This window comes from Burkholderia sp. B10 (assembly GCF_004368385.1).
In the GTDB taxonomy this organism is placed as follows: domain Bacteria; phylum Pseudomonadota; class Gammaproteobacteria; order Burkholderiales; family Burkholderiaceae; genus Burkholderia; species Burkholderia vietnamiensis.
The window spans coordinates 75,642-94,400 of sequence record NZ_PQMX01000003.1; the positions used below are offsets into that span (position 1 = coordinate 75,642).

General features: G+C 69.0%; 15 protein-coding genes. 9 read left to right on the forward strand and 6 right to left on the reverse strand.

All coding sequences use genetic code 11. The annotated features are described in order from the left end of the window. Window positions 1-244: 244 nt before the first annotated feature. Genes C3Y15_RS02450 through C3Y15_RS02460 form a run of 3 tightly spaced genes read left to right on the forward strand, consistent with a single transcriptional unit; the run spans window position 245 to window position 3,359 of the window. Window positions 245-1,453 (forward strand): paraquat-inducible protein A, encoded by a 1,209-nt coding sequence (locus C3Y15_RS02450; protein WP_059494803.1) that lies wholly within the window; start codon window positions 245-247, stop codon window positions 1,451-1,453. After that, window positions 1,450-2,745 (forward strand): MlaD family protein, encoded by a 1,296-nt coding sequence (locus tag C3Y15_RS02455; protein WP_059494805.1) that lies wholly within the window; start codon window positions 1,450-1,452, stop codon window positions 2,743-2,745. Before C3Y15_RS02450 ends, C3Y15_RS02455 begins: the two co-directional genes overlap by 4 nt. Continuing rightward, complete coding sequence (locus C3Y15_RS02460) at window positions 2,742-3,359, forward strand: PqiC family protein (protein ID WP_011879777.1); 618 nt, start codon at window positions 2,742-2,744, stop codon at window positions 3,357-3,359. Before C3Y15_RS02455 ends, C3Y15_RS02460 begins: the two co-directional genes overlap by 4 nt. A 358-nt stretch (window positions 3,360-3,717) precedes the next feature. On the opposite strand, the gene C3Y15_RS02465 is transcribed toward C3Y15_RS02460, so the two are convergent. Beyond that, complete coding sequence (locus C3Y15_RS02465; protein WP_059494807.1) at window positions 3,718-4,254, reverse strand: carboxymuconolactone decarboxylase family protein; 537 nt, start codon at window positions 4,252-4,254, stop codon at window positions 3,718-3,720. 129 nt (window positions 4,255-4,383) lie between these two features. On the opposite strand from C3Y15_RS02465, the gene C3Y15_RS02470 reads away from it, so the two are divergent. Continuing rightward, a complete protein-coding gene (locus C3Y15_RS02470) occupies window positions 4,384-5,364 on the forward strand; it encodes an AraC family transcriptional regulator (RefSeq protein WP_043292573.1) in 981 nt (326 codons plus the stop codon). A 54-nt stretch (window positions 5,365-5,418) separates the two neighbouring features. Here the strand turns inward: C3Y15_RS02470 and C3Y15_RS02475 are convergent, their stop codons facing one another. Together C3Y15_RS02475 and C3Y15_RS02480 are read right to left on the reverse strand one after the other, a co-directional pair. Next, window positions 5,419-5,667: a hypothetical protein gene (locus C3Y15_RS02475; protein ID WP_043292574.1), complete on the reverse strand. Its 249-nt coding sequence runs from the start codon at window positions 5,665-5,667 to the stop codon at window positions 5,419-5,421. A 114-nt stretch (window positions 5,668-5,781) separates the two neighbouring features. Beyond that, window positions 5,782-5,967, reverse strand: coding sequence for an energy transducer TonB (locus tag C3Y15_RS02480; protein WP_186445488.1), 186 nt, complete (start codon window positions 5,965-5,967; stop codon window positions 5,782-5,784). Window positions 5,968-6,593: 626 nt separating this feature from the next. Here C3Y15_RS02480 and C3Y15_RS02485 point away from each other — a divergent pair. Both C3Y15_RS02485 and C3Y15_RS02490 read left to right on the forward strand, forming a co-directional pair. After that, window positions 6,594-7,313 carry a response regulator transcription factor gene (locus C3Y15_RS02485; protein WP_011879783.1) on the forward strand — a complete coding sequence of 240 codons (720 nt, stop codon included), beginning with the start codon at window positions 6,594-6,596 and terminating at the stop codon, window positions 7,311-7,313. Beyond that, on the forward strand, window positions 7,313-8,806 hold the full coding sequence (locus C3Y15_RS02490) for a HAMP domain-containing sensor histidine kinase (protein WP_124259729.1): 1,494 nt from the start codon (window positions 7,313-7,315) through the stop codon (window positions 8,804-8,806). The genes C3Y15_RS02485 and C3Y15_RS02490 overlap by 1 nt, the downstream gene beginning before the upstream one ends. 51 nt (window positions 8,807-8,857) lie before the next feature. Here C3Y15_RS02490 and C3Y15_RS02495 read toward each other — a convergent pair whose 3' ends face one another. Continuing rightward, window positions 8,858-9,958: an AraC family transcriptional regulator gene (locus tag C3Y15_RS02495; protein ID WP_124259730.1), complete on the reverse strand. Its 1,101-nt coding sequence runs from the start codon at window positions 9,956-9,958 to the stop codon at window positions 8,858-8,860. A 311-nt stretch (window positions 9,959-10,269) separates the two neighbouring features. Between C3Y15_RS02495 and C3Y15_RS02500 the strand changes: the two genes are divergently transcribed. After that, window positions 10,270-11,904, forward strand: a complete 1,635-nt coding sequence (locus C3Y15_RS02500; RefSeq protein WP_060082449.1) for an AMP-binding protein — start codon at window positions 10,270-10,272, stop codon at window positions 11,902-11,904. Window positions 11,905-12,053: 149 nt separating this feature from the next. After that, complete coding sequence (locus C3Y15_RS02505; RefSeq protein ID WP_041494422.1) at window positions 12,054-13,100, forward strand: AraC family transcriptional regulator; 1,047 nt, start codon at window positions 12,054-12,056, stop codon at window positions 13,098-13,100. Window positions 13,101-13,292: 192 nt separating this feature from the next. Here the strand turns inward: C3Y15_RS02505 and pntB are convergent, their stop codons facing one another. After that, window positions 13,293-14,705: a Re/Si-specific NAD(P)(+) transhydrogenase subunit beta gene (gene pntB, locus C3Y15_RS02510; protein WP_014725601.1), complete on the reverse strand. Its 1,413-nt coding sequence runs from the start codon at window positions 14,703-14,705 to the stop codon at window positions 13,293-13,295. A gap of 13 nt (window positions 14,706-14,718) precedes the next feature. After that, window positions 14,719-16,320: a Re/Si-specific NAD(P)(+) transhydrogenase subunit alpha gene (locus tag C3Y15_RS02515; protein WP_059453807.1), complete on the reverse strand. Its 1,602-nt coding sequence runs from the start codon at window positions 16,318-16,320 to the stop codon at window positions 14,719-14,721. A 637-nt stretch (window positions 16,321-16,957) separates the two neighbouring features. Here C3Y15_RS02515 and C3Y15_RS02520 point away from each other — a divergent pair. Further along, window positions 16,958-18,748: an acyl-CoA dehydrogenase gene (locus C3Y15_RS02520; RefSeq protein ID WP_011879790.1), complete on the forward strand. Its 1,791-nt coding sequence runs from the start codon at window positions 16,958-16,960 to the stop codon at window positions 18,746-18,748. Window positions 18,749-18,759 lie beyond the last annotated feature (11 nt).

Here is an 18,759-nt window from a genome sequence, read left to right on the forward strand (position 1 = left end):
CCTTGCTGCCCTACACCCCAATGACGGCAGGCGCGCATGCAGCGTTGCCCGCCGTGTATTTTCGCGCCGCACGGGTAGAGCTCGGCACGCGCACCCGCCGCGGTTCCGCGGCGCTGTTGCAACCTAATCGAACGGGAGAACGCATGACGACGATCATCACGCGCGACCGCCTGCCCGCGTCGTGCAGGTTTTGCCACCGGGCGTGTCATTGCGCGCATCGCGCGCCCACCGGCGCTGCCGTCGCATGACCACGATCGGTTGCCCTACGTGCGGGACGCTCGACCATATCCCGCCGATCGACGCACACGCGCTGGCGCGCTGCAGACGTTGCCACGCGACGCTCGAACGCCGCCGCGGCCGCAGCGTGGAGGCCGCGCTCGCCTGTACGACGGCGACCTTCGTGCTGTTGTTTCCCGCCAACCTCGCACCGCTGATGACGGTCACGATGCTGGGCGCGTCGCATTCCTCGGTGCTCGCGTCGGGCATCGTGTCGATGTGGAACGACGGCTGGGTGATCCTGGCCGTGTTGCTCGGGATGTTCGGCATCGTGCTGCCGTTCGCGCGCTTCGGCGGCCTGATGCTGGTGCTGGCCGCGATTGGCTTCGGCTGGCGGTTCCACGGTATCGGTGCGGTGTTCCGTTGGTCGCTCGCACTCGACGCTTGGGCAATGCCGGACGTGTACCTCGTCGGCTGCATCATCGGCTACGTGCGCGTCACGCACGGTCTCACCGGCTCGATCGGCGCAGGCGGCTATTGCCTGATCGCGGCCGGCCTGATGTCGATGCTCACGCGCGCGTCGCTCGACCGGCGCACCGTGTGGCGCGCCATCGAAGCCGATCGGCATCCGTCGCGCGGCGAGGCCGTGCTGTCGTGTGCCGGTTGCGACATGGTGCAGCCGTACGCGTGCGCCGGGCGTTCGTGTTCGCGCTGCGGGCTGACGCTGCGCGCGCGCCGGGTCGCGGCGCTTTCGCGCGCGAGCGCGCTCTCGCTGGCGGCGCTCGTGCTGACCGTGCCGGCCAACCTGTTGCCGATGACAACGTCGATCCAGCTCGGACGCGTGCACACGCACCGCATCGTCGACGGCGTCATGCAGCTCTTTCACGTCGGCCTATGGCCGTTCGGCATCTTGACGTTCATCACGAGCATCGTGATCCCGGTCGCGAAGATCGTCGGCATGGGCTGGTTCGTCGCGTCCGTGCTGCGGCGATCGCGCCGGCGTTTGCGCTTGAAGGTGCGCCTCTACCGCTGGATCGACGAACTCGGCCGGTGGTCGAACGTCGACGTCTTCACGATCGCGGCGTTCGTTCCGTTGATCCGCTTCGACGGCGTCGCGTCCGCGCAGCCGGCTACCGGCGCCACCGCATTCGCGCTCGTGGTGTTCCTGACCATGCTCGCGTCGCGCGCCTTCGATCCGCGCCTGATGTGGGACCGCCCCGACCGGAGGACTCGATGAACCCGCCGCGCATCCGTCGCTCGCGCGCCGAGGTGCGGCACAGTCGTTGGCCGGGATTGATCTGGGCGGTACCCGTCGCCACGCTGGCCGTGGTCGGATGGCTCGGGATACGGGCGCTCGCGCAGGGCGGGGAAAGCGTCACCGTGATGTTTTCCGACGCGCACGGAATGAAAGTCGACGATACCGACGTGACGCTGCGCGGCGTGAAGGTCGGCAAGGTCGCGGGCATCGCGTTGTCGCCCGACGGCCGGCATGTGGAGGTCGAGTTGAAGATCGATCGCGCGCAGCAGAAGTATCTGCTCAGCGGCACGCGCTTTTTCCTGCGCGGTGCGCAGCCGGACATGAGCGACCCGACCTCGCTGCGCGCGCTCGTCGTCGGGCCGGAAATCGTGATGGAGCCGGGCGCCGGCGCCCCGGCGCGGCACTTCGACGGCACCGAGCGCCGCCCGGCGCTCGCGCCCGAGCATGGGCCGGTGGTGCCGTACTTGATTCGGTTCGCGGGTGCGGCCGGCGAGCTGAAGGACGGCGCGCCGGTGAAACTGCGCGGCTTCCAGGTCGGCACGGTCACGCGCGTGCGGCTGAGTTACGACGCCGCCACCGGGCAGCTCGGCACGCCGGTGCAGATCGCGCTCGAACCGTCGGCGCTCGGCATCACCGGCGTGCATCCGCCGGCCGACGGCAACTGGCGGCCCATCGTCGACGGCATGCTCGAACGGCTCGTCGCCCGCGGGCTGCGCGCGCGGCTGGTGCAGGATCCGCCGCTCGTCGGCCCGCGCATGGTCAGCCTCGATTTCGTCGCCGGCGCTTCGGCGGCCGCGTTTTCCGGTGGCGCCGGCCCGGCGGAGATTCCGAGCGTCGCGTCGGCCGACTTCGGTGCGATCGCCGCGCGCGCCAACGCGATCGCCGGCAAGCTCGACGCGCTGCCGATCAAGGAGACCGGCGACGACGTGCGCGCGATCGCGGCGCGGCTCAATGCGCTGACCGCATCGCCGCAGATCCGCGACAGCCTCGCGCATCTCGACCGATCGGTCGCGCAGATCGACCGCACGCTGCAGCAGGTGTCGCCGCAGATCGGTCCGCTCGTCGCGCAGCTGCGCGACGCCGCGAACAGCGCCGACGAGGCCGCAGCCGCAGCCAGCCGGACGCTCGGCGACGACGCCACCACGCAGACCGGCGTGCCCGCAGTGTTGCGCGAACTCGCCGATACCGCCCGTTCGGTGCGTGCGCTGGCCGACTATCTCGACCGACATCCCGAAGCGCTCGTGCGCGGCAGAGCGAAGGAGAAGCCATGATCCGTCGATCGAAGCGACGGGCCGGCGACGCAGCGGCGCCGGCCCCGATGAAATGGGCGGTCGTTGCGCTGGCCGCCGTGCTCGCCGGATGCGGGCACAGCCCGCCGACGCGCTATGTGGCGTTGAGTGCGACGCCGGCTACATCGATCCGCGCGGACGAGCCCATCGAGCCGGTACAACTGACTGCCGTGCACGTGCCGGCGGAGCTCGACCGGCCCGAGGTCGTCGTGCAGCGCTCGGCGAACCGTGTCTGGATCGACGAAGGCGCGCGCTGGGCCGGGCCGCTCGACCGGATGATGCGGCGCACGCTCGCGCAGGACCTGCTGACGCGCCTGCCGCCGGGAGCCGTCGTCCTGCCGGATGCGCCGCGGCCGCCCGACACGCGCACGCTCGTCGTCACGGTGCTGGACGTGCATGCGGACGACGGCGGCACGTTGACGTTGGAGGCCGCATGGACGGTGTTGGCGGGCCGGCCCGAGCGCGTGAGCGCGAGCCGCGAGACGACCTTGACCGCATCGTTGACGCAGCACGGCGCGGCCGCGCAGGCCGCCGCGCTGAGCGCGATTCTGGGGCGCCTCGCGGACCAGATCGCGGCCGGGCTGCCGCCACGCTGAGCGGACGCGAGCCGGCCTGCACGGTGGCCCGACCATTGGTGGACGGGCCGACACCGATCGAACGATCACATCCGCACCGGTGCCGCTCGCCACGCAGCGACGATCGGCTTGCGGCGGCCGGTCAGCAGGGGACGCACGCGGCAAATTCAGTGCGCGTCGATCGAAAGCGTTCCCCGGCTTGATCGTTACTGGCGTTTGAGACTTTGCGGATCGACCTGTGTGATCCGCAGCGCGTGACAGAGGCGGTATCGAAGTGCGGCGCCGCCAGCCAGCACATTCCGCCGGCGACACGGGCCTCACGATCGAACGCAGTCGGATCGACTGCGTTCGACCGCCGCGCCTGCACACCGACGCGCCATTACGCCACGGCCGGGAAATCGAGCGTCGTATCGTTGACGCGATTGACCAGGTTCGTGAACGTGATCGACGCGATCGCCAGGCTGATTTCGATCAGCTGGCGCTCCGTGTAACCGGCGGCGCGCACGGCGTCGACGGCCGCCTCGGGCACCGTGCCGCGCGTGCCGACCAGCGTACGCACATAGGTCACCAGCGCGTCGCGCTTGGCGTCGCCGGTGGCCGCGCCGGCGCGCACCTGCTTCATGGCGTCGCTCGACAGTCCGGCCAGCTTGCCCATCAGCGTATGCGCGGCGACACAATAGTCACAGCCCACGTGTTCGCTGACCGCCAGCTTGATGACTTCGATGTCGGCCTTGCCGAGCGTGCCGGCAGCCACGACCGCGTCGAACGCGAGCGCCGCGCCGAGGGCTTCGGGGCTGTGCGTGCCGATGGTGGCGTACGCATTGGGCACCTTGCCGACGGCCTTCTTGATCTTCGCGAACACTTCCGCTGCCGCGCCGGTGGCTTCTTCAGGGCGAATGGTGGTGAGACGGGACATGATCGACTCCTTCGTTCAGTTGAGTGGTTGAACTGCTTAGCCATGTCGTATGGCATGGGAGTCAGTGTAGGGATGCAGGCCGAGTTTTTTAATGCCATACTTGTGCAAATTCATGCTCAAACGTCTCATATGGACATGCTGGACCGATTGCTGTCGATGATGCCGGTCACCGGCCGGCTGGACGTACGGTGCCATTTCGGTTCGCCGTGGCGCATCGACCATCCCGAGTCGAACGAGCGGGAGCTTCCGTATCACATCCTGTTGCGCGGCGAGGCTGTCGTCGAAGGCGAGACGGGCGGCGCGGACGAACCGACGCTCCGAATGAAGGCCGGCGACATCGTGGTGTTCCCGTCCGGCAGTGCGCACCGGCTGCACGACGGCAGCGGCGACGCGCCGCGCGCGGTGCAAGAGCGGCACCGCAACGGCCTGACCATTACGACGAACGGCGGCGCCGACGCGAGCATCGACGTGCTGTGCGGGCGCTTCGTGCTGCCGGCCGTCCCGCAGCAGTTGCTGCGCGACCATCTGCCTCGGCGTCTGATCGTGAGCAGCGTCGCCGCCGGCGATGGACAGACGCGCGACGCCGCGTTTGCCGCCACGCGGCTTGCGCGGGTCATCGAATTGATGCGTGAGGAAGCGCTGGAGCAACGTGCCGGCAGCGCGGCGGTGGTCGATCATCTGTCCGGCGCGCTGTTCGCGTTGACGCTGCGCAGTGCGTCCGAGTCCGGTCACGCGCCGCGTGGGCTGCTCGCGCTGGCGCAACGCCATCGGCTGCAGCCGGCGCTCACCGCGATGTTCGACGAGCCGGAAAAGCCCTGGACGCTGGCGCAGCTGGCGGAGCGCTGCCACATGTCGCGCGCGACGTTCGCACGCCACTTCGACGAGGCGATCAGCCGCTCGGCGACCGATGTGCTGACGGAAATCCGCATGGCGCTTGCCGGGCGCAAGCTGGCGCAAACGACGATGTCCGTCGCGGAGATCGGCGAGACGGTCGGATATCGGTCGGAGGCTGCGTTCCAACGCGTGTTCAAACGGCAGGTGGGGATGACGCCGGCGAAGTGGCGCATGCAAGCGACGAGAATCGCGGCGCCGGAAGCGCGGTCGTCCTGACGGACGGTGCAACCATCCATCCATAACGTGGGCGAACGCGCTGGAAGCATCGAGTCAGGCGACTGCTCGCAACGCTTGGAGGTCCTCCTTGATTCGATCGCGCGAACCTGCGGCATCGCAGTCGAGCGCGCGCGGCCAGTCGAAGTCGATGACGGCGGCCCCGCTCCGATCCGGCTCGGCAACAAGACCATCAAGCAGATTCGCAAACTGCGTCACGTCCTGGCGATCGATACCGTACTGAATTACGACGAAGTCCTGGTAAAGCTCAGTGCCATCAGTGAAGCGCGCAATTGTATGGTCCATTCGGCAGGGCGAGTACCAGGCGCATTGACGTGATGAACCGCCGCCAAACGCATCCGGCCACGACCGGACGATACTTATCGACTGCTTACGAGCATGCCGCTCAACGTCGGCACCTCAGTCGACGTCGTAGTTGAGATCGTGCCACCGCTGCGACGTGCCGCCTCCTGAACCCAGCTGACCGCGTGGAAAGCGCATGACGGCGATTGCATGGAGGGCGCGCTCGTCGCCGACCGGGTCGCCACAACTTCGGCGGACCTTCAAGTCGCGCACCCGACCTTCGTCGTCGAGCCAGACGCGCACCAAGACCCTTCGGCGGCCTTGGCCGGTTTGCGGTGTTGCACGCGATAGCATGCGGTCAAGAGGCGACATGTAATTCCTCTGCATTGATAGGGCCGGCCGGACTTGAGCCGGCGGCCAGTCGACCGAGAGTCGACTGATCCAACGGGCCGTGGTACGGGCTTGAACGACGCGATCGGTGCGGGATTTTCCGATCTCGATGTATAGCTGAACAGCGTACACGTACGATCGGCACTCCCGGGAGGTATTTGGCGTCGGGAATCAAAACCGGTTGCGATTTTCCGCGCTCGTTTGTGGGTACGAACAAGACGCATCGACGATGCCGCTTCGGCAGAGTGTTGACATCGGGTTCCTCAGTAACCGCGACGCGTATCGCTCGTGTTCGACGTAATCGCGCCATGCGCTGCCGCCTGTCCGGCGCCTGGACGAAAGGAAGAACGACTTGCCGGCCCAGGCCCGCCCCAGAGTTAAACGATTTGTGATCCCTCGCCGCCGCAAAATTCTGCACAATGACGGCATCGCGGCCGCACGATGTGTCGGCCGCCGCCGCTCGGCCGCTCCGCCACAGCCCGCGGCCACTACCGCGCTCGCGCGCCCGACACCCTTACCGACGCACTGGCTCGTTCGCCATGGATCACGCCAAACGCATCCTGATCGTCGAAGACGACGCCGACATCGCCGACGTGTTGAGCCTGCATCTGCGCGACGAGCGCTACGAAGTCGTCCACAGTGCGGACGGCGCCGAAGGCCTGCGCCTGCTCGAGCAGGGAAACTGGGACGCGCTGATTCTCGATCTGATGCTGCCCGGCGTCGACGGCCTCGAAATCTGCCGGCGCGCCCGCGCGATGACGCGCTACACGCCGATCATCATCACGAGCGCGCGCTCGAGCGAGGTGCACCGGATTCTCGGCCTCGAACTCGGCGCCGACGATTACCTCGCGAAGCCGTTCTCGGTGCTGGAGCTGGTCGCGCGCGTGAAGGCGCTGCTGCGGCGCGTCGACGCGCTCGCGCGCGACTCGCGCCTCGACGCCGGCACGCTCGACGTCGCCGGCCTGTCGATCGATCCGATCGCGCGCGAGGCGAGCGTCGACGGCACGCGCATCGACCTCACGCCGCGCGAATTCGACCTGTTGTACTTCTTCGCCCGGCATCCGGGCAAGGTGTTCTCGCGGATGGACCTGCTGAACGCCGTATGGGGCTACCGGCACGAAGGCTACGAACATACGGTGAACACGCACATCAACCGGCTGCGCGCGAAGATCGAGGCCGATCCCGCCGAGCCCGTGCGGATCCTCACGGTGTGGGGGCGCGGCTACAAGCTGGCCGCACCGGGCCAGCGGGACGCGTGATGAAGCTGAATCTGACCCAGCGGCTGTCGTGCGTGTTCGCGGTGCTGCTGCTCGCGTGTTCGGGCGCGTCCGCGTGGCTGCAGATCCGCGCGAACGACATGCGCGAGAAGGAAGTCGTGCAGGCGCTGTCGCGCGATCTCGCCGCGCACATCGCCAGCAGCACGCCGCTGATGGACGCGAACGGCCTGCGCCCGGATGCCGTGCGCCGGCTGTTCGGTCAACTGATGGGCGTGAACCCGAGCGTCGAGGTCTACCTGCTCGACAACGCGGGGCGCATCGAGGGCGACGACGCGCCGCCCGGGCACGTGAAGCGCACCCGCGTCGATCTCGCGCCGGTGCAGCGCTTCATCGCAGGCGAGCCGCTGCCGATCCTCGGCGACGATCCGCGCAGCATCGACGCGCGCAAGGTGTTCAGCGCCGCGCCGCTGCAGCGCGCCGGGCAGCCGCCGTCCGGCTACGTCTACGTGGTGCTGCTCGGCGAAGCGCACGACCGGCTGGCCGCGCGCGTCGACGCCGGCAACGTGCTGCGCACGACGCTGTGGTCGATGGCGGTCGTCGCGCTGCTCGGGCTGGTGGCCGGCCTGATCGCGTTCAGCTTCATCACGCGGCCGCTGCGCCGGCTGACCGACGCGATGCGCCGCTTCGACGCGAACGGCGCGCCCGACACGCAGCCGCCGCTGCCGCGCCCCGCGCCGGGACGCCGCGGCGACGACCTCGCGGTGCTCGAGTCCGCGTTCGCCCAGATGGCCGACCGGATCGGCGAGCAGTGGCGCGCGCTGACGCGTCAGGACCAGCAGCGGCGCGAGCTGATCACGAACATCTCGCACGATCTGCGCACGCCGCTGACCTCGCTGCACGGCTATCTGGAAACGCTGTCGCTGAAGGCCGACACGCTCGCCGACGCCGAGCGCCGCCGCTACCTGTCGATCGCGCTCGCGCAGAGCACCAAGGTCGGGCGGCTGGCGCAGGCGCTGTTCGAGCTCGCGCGGCTCGAGTCGGGCAGTGTGCAGGCCGAGCGCGAGCCGTTCTCGCTCGTCGATCTCGTGCAGGACGTGTTCCAGAAGTTCGAACTCGCGGCCCAGTCGCGCGGCATCGCGTTGCAGGCGCGCATCCCGCCGCGCGTGCCGGCCGTGTCGGCCGATCTCGCGATGATCGAGCGCGTGCTGACCAATCTGCTCGACAACGCATTGCGGCACACGCCGCAGCACGGCGCAATCGAAGTCGCGCTGACGCCGCGCGACGACCGCGTGGTGGTGACCGTGTCGGACACCGGCGCAGGGATCCCGCTGGCGCGCCGCGCAGGATTGTTCCAGCGACCGCAGCGGCCCGCCAGCGGCGGCATGGCGACGAACGGCGGCCTCGGCCTGCTGATCGTGCACCGGATGCTGGCGCTCAACGGCAGCGACATCCGGCTCGTCGACCGGGACGGGCGCGGCGCGATGTTCGAGTTCGCGCTCACGATCGCGCAGCCGGCGCCCGGCGATCCGCAATGACCGTGCATGCGCGGCCCGCACGGGCGCGGCGCACGAGTCATGTCCCGCGCGTCACGTCCCGCGCTTGCGCCGTACTTCGGTCGGCGTCGTGCCGGTCCAGCGCTTGAACGCGTGGCGGAACCCGACCGCGTCGCTGAAGCCGAGCGTCAGCGCGATGTCCTCGGTGCTGAGCGTGGTGGTGCTCAGGTAGTCGATCGCGAGCGCCTTGCGCACGCTCGTCAGCAATTCGCTGTACGACGTGCCTTCGGCGTCGAGCTTGCGGCGCAGCGTGCGGGACGTCATGCACAGCGTGCCGGCGATCGCGACGATGTCCGGAAACTGCCCGGGCGTGCGCGTGAGCTCCTGGTAGACGCGCCGCGTGACGTCGGCCTGGCTGCGCAATTCGTCGAGCAGATGCGCGCAGTGCGACGACACCTGCGCGGCGGTGATCGGGTTCGCGAGCTGTGGCGCGCGGGCGAGCCACGCGGCCGGGTAGCTCAACACATGGTGCGGCTGGTCGAACGCGATCGGGCATTCGAGCGCCTCGGCGAGCAGCGCCGCGTGCGCGGGCCGCGGCTGCGCGAACTGCGCGCGTGCCGGCACGCACCACGCGCCCATCACGTCCTTGATGACCGTCACGTGCAGCGCGAACTGCATGTCGATCAGAAAGCGGTACAGCGGCAGATCGGGGCCGGCCAGCGCGGCTTCGTGCGGATCGGGAAACAGCCACGCCGCGGTGTCGCCCTGTTCGACCCAGCGGATCGTCAGCATCCCGTTCGCGAGCCGGTGATATTTGACGGCTGAATCGAACGCGCGCGCGAGCGACTCCGAGCACAGCATCGCGTAGCCGTACATCCCGTAGCTCGACGCATGCAGCCGGCGGCCGACGCGCACGCCGAGGTCGGCGCCGTCGTAGCGCTCGAGCGCGTTGCGCGCGGCGCTCAGGAACTGCAGCGGCGACGTGAGCGTGAACGGATCGGCGACGGCCTCCGGCGACAGGCCCGTGCCGGCGAGCACCGCCGACGAATCGAGCCCGAGTTCGCGCGCGACGTCGACGAGCACGGCGAGCTTCGCCGGCGAAAAGCGCTTGTCGCGCAACGCATGGGCGGGCAGGGTCTCGGGCAGCGCCGCCGCGCGGGCGGCCGTCGGGTTCAGGTGCGCGGTGCGCGGCATGGCTGGGTGTACGTCCGATTCGATACCGTTCCGGGTTGGCGATTCTGCCCCCGAACGCGCGGCCGCGCCATAGGGTTCACCCTGATCCTGCGCCTGCGTGCGCATTGTGTCGCCGCGGGGGCGGGCGGGTTTGCGGTTTACGGACTGGCGCGCCGGTGTGTCCGTTTCGATCATGTTTTCGGCCGCGCGAATCATTTTCAAAGCGGGCCGCGCGCGCGATATTCGTCGATCAGGCGACGGCCCGCGCGCATCCGATGCGCGGGCCGCCGTGCGAACGGCGCCGCGTGGCGCCGTCCCCCGAGGAGCAGGACATGACGAAGAGACACTGGATCGGGTCGTATGGCTCGATCCCCGCCGAGATCGACCCCGATCGCTTTCCATCCGTAACCGCGCTGCTGGACGACGCGATGCGCCGCTTCGCCGGCCATCCTGCGTTCCGCGCGTCCGACCGCACGCTGACCTACGCGGACGTCGACCGCCTGTCGGCCGCGCTCGCCGCGTACCTGCAGCAGGTCGCGCAGGTGCGCAAGGGCGACCGCGTGGCCGTGATGCTGCCCAACGTGCTGGCGTTTCCGGTGGTGTTCGTCGCGCTCGCGCGCATCGGCGCGGTCCAGGTCAACGTGAACCCGCTCTATACGCCGCACGAACTCGAACACCAGCTCAACGACGCGGGCGTCGAAGTGGCGGTCGTGTGCGGCGGGTCGATGGCCACGTTCGCCGACGTGGTCGGCAAGACGCGCGTGCGCACGGTGCTGACCGTGGGCCGCGACGATCTCGGCGTCGTCGATGCGCCGGCCGGCGCATGCGCGGCGCTGCCGCCCGGCTCGCTCGCGCTCGCCGACGCGTTCGCGGCCGGCGCGGCGCTGCAACGCGCGCCGGTTGCGCTCGACGGCAGCGATCTCTTGCTGCTGCAATACACGGGCGGCACGACCGGGCTGTCGAAGGGCGCCGCGCTGTCGCACCGCAACCTGATCGCGAACGTCGAGCAATTCGCGGCGATCGTGCCGGCCGCGCGGCGGCCGGGCGAGGAGGTCGTCGTCACGGCGATTCCGCTGTACCACATCTTCGCGCTGACGGTGAACTTCCTGTCCTACTTCGCGATCGGCGCGCAGAACTGGCTCGTCGCCAATCCGCGCGACATGGACGGCCTGATCGACGTGCTGAAGGCCGCGCGGCCGTCGGTGTTCGTCGGCGTCAACACGCTGTATGCGGGGCTCGCGGGCCATCCGCGGCTGAAGGAAGTCGACTGGTCGCGGCTGAAGCTGTCGGCCGGCGGCGGCGCGGCCGTGATCGACGTGATCTCCGCGCGCTGGCAGGCGGTGACGGGCAATTTCATCCGCGAAGGCTACGGGCTGTCGGAAACGTCGCCGGTCGTCACGTTCAATCCGCAGTCGGTCGACCGGTTCACGGGCACGACCGGCCTGCCGCTGCCGTCGACCGACGTGAAGCTGCTCGACGACGAAAACCGCGAGGTCGCGATCGGCGGCGCGGGCGAGATCTGCGTGCGCGGGCCGCAGGTGATGGGCGGCTACTGGCAGAAGCCCGAAGCGAACGCGGCCGCGTTCACCGAGGACGGCTATTTCCGCACCGGCGACATCGGCGTGTTCGACGCGGCCGGCTTCCTGAAGATCGTCGACCGCAAGAAGGACATGATCATCGTGTCGGGCTTCAACGTGTATCCGAACGAAGTCGAAGCGGTGGTGACCGCGCTGCCGGGCGTGGCCGAATGCGCGTGCATCGGCGTGCCGGACGAGCGCACCGGCGAGGCGCCGAAGCTGTTCGTGGTGCTCGCGCCCGACGCGACCATCGGCGAGGCCGAGATCGTCGCGCATTGCCGTGCGAACCTCGCCGGCTACAAGGTGCCGAAGCAGATCCGCGTGGTCGAGCGGCTGCCGAAGTCGACGGTCGGCAAGATCCTGCGCCGGGAACTCAGCCACGCGCAGTGATGGTGCGCACGCGCCGCGCGGGCGACGACGCGCGGGCCGGCTCGCCGGCCGGCGCGGTCGTCCCGAAAGCCCCGAAACACCGGAAAGCCCCGCAAGCCCGCCATGGGTCGCTCAAGTACAATGCGAGCGGTTCGACCGACGGGGACGCGATGACCGGTACAGATTCACCTCCCGCCCAGCCTGGGCGTGCGCTGCCGTCGCCCAGCGCGACGGTGCCGATTTCGCTCGTCAACGGCTTTCTCGCGAGCGCGGGCGCGCAGCGCGACGTGGTCGAGCGCTACCTGCGCGGCGCCGGCATTCCGCTCGAACTGCTCGGCGAGCCGCATGCGCGCGTGACCGAAGATCAGTTCTCGACGCTGTACCGCACGCTCGCGATCGACCTCGACGACGAGATGCCCGGCATCTTCTCGCGCCCGCTGCGCCGCGGCACGCTGAAGTACCTGTGCCTGAGCCTGCTCGATGCGCGCAACCTCGGCACGGCGCTGTATCGTTTCGGCCAGTTCTTTCATCTGCTGCTCGACGACTTCTTCGTCGAATCGACGCGCGACGGCCTGGTCGCGCAGGTGCTGCTGCGTCCGAACCCGGCGATCGGCCCGATCGGCGCGCTCGGCCAGGAGCTGATGCTCAAGCTCGTGCACGGCGTGTGTTCCTGGCTGATCGGGCAGAAGATCCCGCTGCTGCGGATCGAATTCGCGTGCCCGCGTCCGCGGCATGCGATCGATCATCTGTACTTCTTCTCCGGCTCCGTGCAGTTCGACTGCGAGCGCACGCTGATGCGCTTCAGCGCCGACCTGCTCGACGTGCCGATCCGGCAGAGCAAGCGCAACCTGCGCAAGTTCCTCGCGCGCGCGCCGGGCGACTGGATCTTCGAATCGTTCAGCGAGCAGCTCGTCTGCCACCGCGTGCGGCAGTACCTGTCGGCGGCGCTGCCCGAGCTGCCGGTGATCGAGCGGGCGGCCGAACATCTGCATTGCTCAGTGCGCACGCTGAGCCGCCATCTGGCCGCCGAAGGCACCACCTTCCAGGCGCTCAAGGACGAGCTGCGACGCGACATCGCGATCCAGCGGCTCACCGATACGCTCGACACGATCGCGGCGATCGGCACCGATCTCGGCTTCGACGATCCGAGCGCGTTCCACCGCGCGTTTCGCCACTGGACCGGCAGTACGCCGGGCACGTACCGGCGGCGCGCGTAGCGCTTTCCCATAACCGGCATCCTTGCCGCGCTCCCATGGACGGCATCCCAGCCGGGCCGCCACCTTGCCGGCCCCGTACCGATGGCGCACATGCGCGTCGGCCCGTCGCGCATCGCTGCGGGACGGGCCGACGGTCATCGCATTCGTGCGCGGCGCAGGCCGGCGTGCCACCGGCCGCGCGCGCCGTCGCGATCAGGCTTTCAACGCGCCGAAGATTTCGTTGAGCATCGACTTCGCGTCGCCGAACAACATGCGGTTGTTGTCCTTGTAGAACAGCGGATTGTCGACGCCGGCATAGCCGGACGCCATGCTGCGCTTCATCACGATCGACGTTTTCGCCTTCCACACCTCGAGCACCGGCATGCCCGCGATCGGGCTCGTCGGGTCGTCCTGCGCGGCCGGGTTCACGATGTCGTTCGCGCCGATCACCATCGACACGTCGGCGTCGGGGAAGTCGTCGTTGATCTCGTCCATCTCGAGCACGATGTCGTATGGCACCTTCGCTTCGGCGAGCAGCACGTTCATGTGGCCGGGCATGCGGCCCGCGACCGGGTGAATCGCGAAGCGCACGTCGACGCCCTTCTCGCGCAGCAGCTTGGTCAGCTCGAACACCGTGTGCTGCGCCTGCGCCACCGCCATCCCATAGCCGGGTACGATGATCACGCGCTTCGCTTCGCGCAGCAGCTCGGCCGTCTCCGTCGCGCTCACCGCGACGGCCTCGCCGGCCGGTTGCGCGGCGCCGCCCGCGGCGGCCGGTGCGCCCGCGCCGCTGCCGAAGCCGCCCGCGATCACGCTGATGAAGTTGCGGTTCATCGCGCGGCACATGATGTACGACAGGATCGCACCGGACGAGCCGACCAGCGCGCCGATCACGATCAGCAGGTCGTTGCCCAACATGAAGCCGGTCGCGGCCGCGGCCCATCCCGAGTAGCTGTTGAGCATCGACACGACGACGGGCATGTCGGCGCCGCCGATCGCCATCACCATGTGCACGCCGAACAGCAGTGCGATCACCGTCATCACGACGAGCGGCAGCATGCCGTCCTGGATGGTTTCCGCATGCAGGAACGCGCGGCCGTAGTAGATCACGATCAGCAGCGCGGCGAGGTTCAGCCAGTGCCTTGCCGGCAGCAGCAGCGGCTTGCCGCCGATCTTGCCCGACAGCTTGCCGAACGCGACGATCGAGCCCGCGAAGGTGATCGCGCCGATCAGGATGCCGACGTAGATCTCCACCTCGTGGATCGCCTTCTCGGCGCCGACGAACTGCAGCGACGTGTCGACGTAGCTCGCGAAGCCGACCAGGCATGCGGCGAGGCCGACCAGGCTGTGCATCAGCGCGACCAGCTCCGGCATCTGCGTCATCTGCACTTTCTTCGCGGCATAGAGGCCGACCGCGCCGCCGACGACCAGCGCGGCGATCACGTACGGAATGCCCGCTGCCGACACGCGCGGCCCGGCGACGGTGGCCAGCACCGCGATCAGCATGCCGATCATCCCGAGCAGGTTGCCGCGGCGCGCGGTTTCAGGGTTGGCGAGCCCGCCGAGGCTCAGGATGAACAGGATCGCGGCGCCGATATAGGAGACGGTGGTCAGATTGGAAGTCATGGTTGTCGTCCCCTTATTTGCGGAACATCGCGAGCATGCGGCGCGTGACCGCGAAGCCGCCGAACATGTTGACGGCGGTGAGCGTCAGCGCGCCGACCGCGAGGCCGAGGATCAGCCCCGACGGACGATCGCCGGCATTGGCGAGCTCGGCCGTCGGCGGCGCCACCTGCACGAGCGCGCCGATCGCGATGATCGACGAGATCGCGTTGGTCACGCTCATCAGCGGCGTGTGCAGCGACGGCGTGACGTTCCAGATCACCATGTAGCCGACGAAGCACGCGAGCACGAACACCGTGAAGTGCGACAGGAAGCTGGCCGGCGCGAACTGGCCGACCAGCAGGAACGCGAGCGCGCCGACCGCGAACACGATCGCGAGCGCCTTGGCCGACATCGGCTCGCCACTGTGGCCGTGGCCCTTGGACTTCGCCGGCGCGGCCGCGACGGGTGCGGCGGCCGCGGGCTTGGGCGCGACGGCCGGCTGCTTGAGCGGCGGCGCCGGCCAGGTGACGGTGCCTTCCTTGATGACGGTCAGGCCGCGGATCGCGTCGTCGTCGAAGTCGACGTCGATCGCGCCGTCCTTGCCCTTGCACAGCTCCTCGAGCACGCGCAGCAGGTTGGTCGCATACAGCGTGGACGACTGCCGCGACAGGCGCGACGCGAGGTCGGTATAGCCGACGATCGTCACGCCGTGGCGCACGACCGCCTCGCCGGGCACCGTCAGCTCGCAGTTGCCGCCCTGTTCGGCGGCCATGTCGACGATCACGCTGCCGGGCTTCATCGACTGCACCATCTCGGCGGTGATCAGCTTCGGCGCCGGCTTGCCGGGGATCAGCGCGGTCGTGATGATGATGTCGGCGTCCTTCGCCTGCTGCGCATACATCGCGCGCTGCGCCTGCTGGAAGCCTTCGCTCATCACCTTCGCGTAGCCGCCGCCGCCCGAGCCTTCCTCTTCGTAGTCGACCTTGACGAATTCGCCGCCCAGCGACTTCACCTGGTCGGCCACTTCGGCGCGCGTGTCGTTCGCACGCACGATCGCGCCGAGGCTCGCGGCCGTGCCGATCGCGGCGAGGCCGGCCACGCCCGCGCCGGCGATGAAAACCTTCGCCGGCGGGATTTTCCCGGCCGCCGTGACCTGCCCGTTCAGGAAGCGGCCGAACGCATGCGCGGCCTCGATCACCGCGCGGTAGCCGCTGATGCCGGCCATCGACGTCAGCGCGTCCATCTTCTGCGCGCGCGACAGCGTGCGCGGCAGCGAATCGATCGCGAGCACGGTCGCGCGCTTCGCCGCGAGCTGCTGCATCAGGTCGGGGTTCTGCGCCGGCCACACGAAACCGATCAGCATGCCGCCTTCGCGCATCAGCGCGACTTCGTCGGCGCTCGGCGGGCGCACCTTGAACACGATGTCGCTGCCGGACCACAGCTCGCCTGCCGTGGCGGCGATGCTCGCGCCGGCCGTGCGATAGGCGTCGTCGTCGAAGTTCGCGCCGGCACCGGCGCCGCTTTGCACGGCGACCGCAAACCCCAGCTTGATCAGTTTCTCGACCACCTCGGGCACGGTCGCAACGCGCCGTTCGCCGGTGGCTGTCTCCAGAGGAATCCCAATCTGTAGTGTCATGGTATGAAAGATGGGTGATGGCCGTCGCGAAGCGCTCGGGCCGGTGCGTCAAGTTACCAGAATCATGCCTGTGTTTCGTGGACCGGTTGCGAGATTGCATCACAGGATGATCGGTCGTTCGCGGTGCGGCGCCGACGCGGTCCGGGCGCCGCGCGCCTGCGTCGGACAAGGGCAGCACGCGGTCGCATCGCGGCTGTCTTTTGCCGCGCCGCTGTGTTTCGTCGACGCGCGCGTCTCGGCGCGGCATCCGGATCGGCGACCGACGCGGCCAGTCTGCCGCGCATCGTGCAGCGCGGCACCGGCATGCGAAATGCGCAGCGCGCGCAGGCCCTAGGGTTTTCCCATAGAAGGCGTCCATCGCGATGACCGGCGCGCCGCCCCGGCCGCCCGATCGGCGTGCCGTGGCCGCGTCGGCCCCGTGGAAATCCGCGTCGGCACACGCTGCGCAAGGGCCGGGTTCGGGTGTCGGCATGCGCGCATCGTGTGGCCGGTTTTGTCACTATCTGGGCCGGATATGACAGTGGGAAACGGCCGCGTCGGCATTACGATGGGCCACGACGTCGCCTGGTGCTGGCCGGTTTTGCCGCAGCCGCGCGGGCCGCGCGCTTCATTCACTGCCTGATTTGGAACAACGACCATGAGCTATAACGCCCCCGTCAAGGACATGCTGTTCGTGCTGAAGGAACTCGCGGGCATCGACACCGTTGCGCAGCTGCCCGGCTTCGAGGACGCCGGCTACGACACCGCGCAGGCCGTGCTGGACGAGTCCGCGAAATTCTGCGGCGAGGTGCTGGCGCCGCTGAACGTCGACGGCGACCGCAACCCGAGCAGCTGGAAGGACGGCGCCGTGACGGCGACGCCCGGTTTCGGCGCCGCGTTCCGCCAGTTCGTCGAAGGCGGCTGGCAGGGCCTGCAACACCCGGTCGAGTACGACGGTCAGGGGCTGCCGAAGCTGATCGCGACGCCGTGCATCGAGATGCTGAACGCGGCGAACCTGTCGTTCGCGTTGTGCCCGCTGCTCACCGACGGCGCGATCGAAGCGCTGCTGACGGCCGGCACCGACGAGCAGAAGCAGCGCTACGTGCCGAAGCTGATTTCGGGCGAGTGGACGGGCACGATGAACCTGACCGAGCCGCAGGCCGGTTCGGACCTCGCGCTGGTGCGCTCGCGCGCCGAGCCGCAGGGCGACGGCACGTACAAGGTGTTCGGCACCAAGATCTTCATCACGTGGGGCGAGCACGACATGGCGGACAACATCGTCCACCTGGTGCTCGCGCGTACGCCGAACGCGCCGGAGGGCGTGAAGGGCATCTCGCTGTTCATCGTGCCGAAGTTCCTGGTCAACGAAGACGGCTCGCTCGGCGCCCGCAACGACGTGCACTGCGTGTCGATCGAGCACAAGCTCGGCATCAAGGCGAGCCCGACCGCGGTGCTGCAATACGGCGACCACGGCGGCGCGATCGGTTACCTCGTCGGCGAGGAGAACCGCGGCCTCGAATACATGTTCATCATGATGAACGCGGCGCGCTTCGGCGTCGGCATGCAGGGGATCGGCGTGGCCGACCGCGCGTACCAGAAGGCCGCGGCCTTCGCGAAGGAGCGCGTGCAGAGCCGCCCGGTCGACGGATCGGCGAAGCAGTCGGTGACCATCATCCACCACCCGGACGTGCGCCGGATGCTCGGCACGATGCGCGCGCTGACCGAAGGCGCGCGCGCGCTCGCGTACGTCGCGGCTGCGCACAGCGACATTGCGCACCGCCATGCGGACGACGCGACGCGCACGCGCCATCAGGCCATCTACGAATATCTGGTGCCGATCGTGAAGGGCTGGAGCACCGAGATGGTCAACGACGTCGCGAGCCTCGGCGTGCAGGTGCACGGCGGGATGGGCTTCATCGAGGAAACCGGCGCGGCGCAGTATTACCGCGATGGGCGCATCCTCGCGATCTACGAAGGCACGACCGCGATCCAGGCGAACGACCTCGTCGGCCGCAAGACGCTGCGCGACGGCGGTGCGGTCGCGAAGGCGCTGATCGCGGAGATCGACGCAACCGTCGCGGCGCTCGGCAAGGTCGACGGCGCGGCCGCCGCATCGATGAAGGCGCAGCTCGAGAAGGGCGCGCGCGCGCTGTCGGCGGTGGTGGACTACGTGCTCGCCAATGCGAAGCAGGACCCGAACGCGGTGTTCGCGGGCAGCGTGCCTTACCTGAAGCTGGCGGGCGTCGTGCTGTGCGGATGGCAGATGGCGCGTGCGCTGCTCGCGGCCGACGCGAACCGCGCGAGCGACGTGACGTTCTACGACGCGAAGATCGCGATCGCCCAATGCTATGCGGAACACGTGCTCGTGCAGGCCGGTGCGCTCGAAGCGTCGATCGTCGGCGCGAAGGGTAACCAGAGCGTGCTCGCGCTGACGGAAGACCAGTTCTGACCGCCACGGTC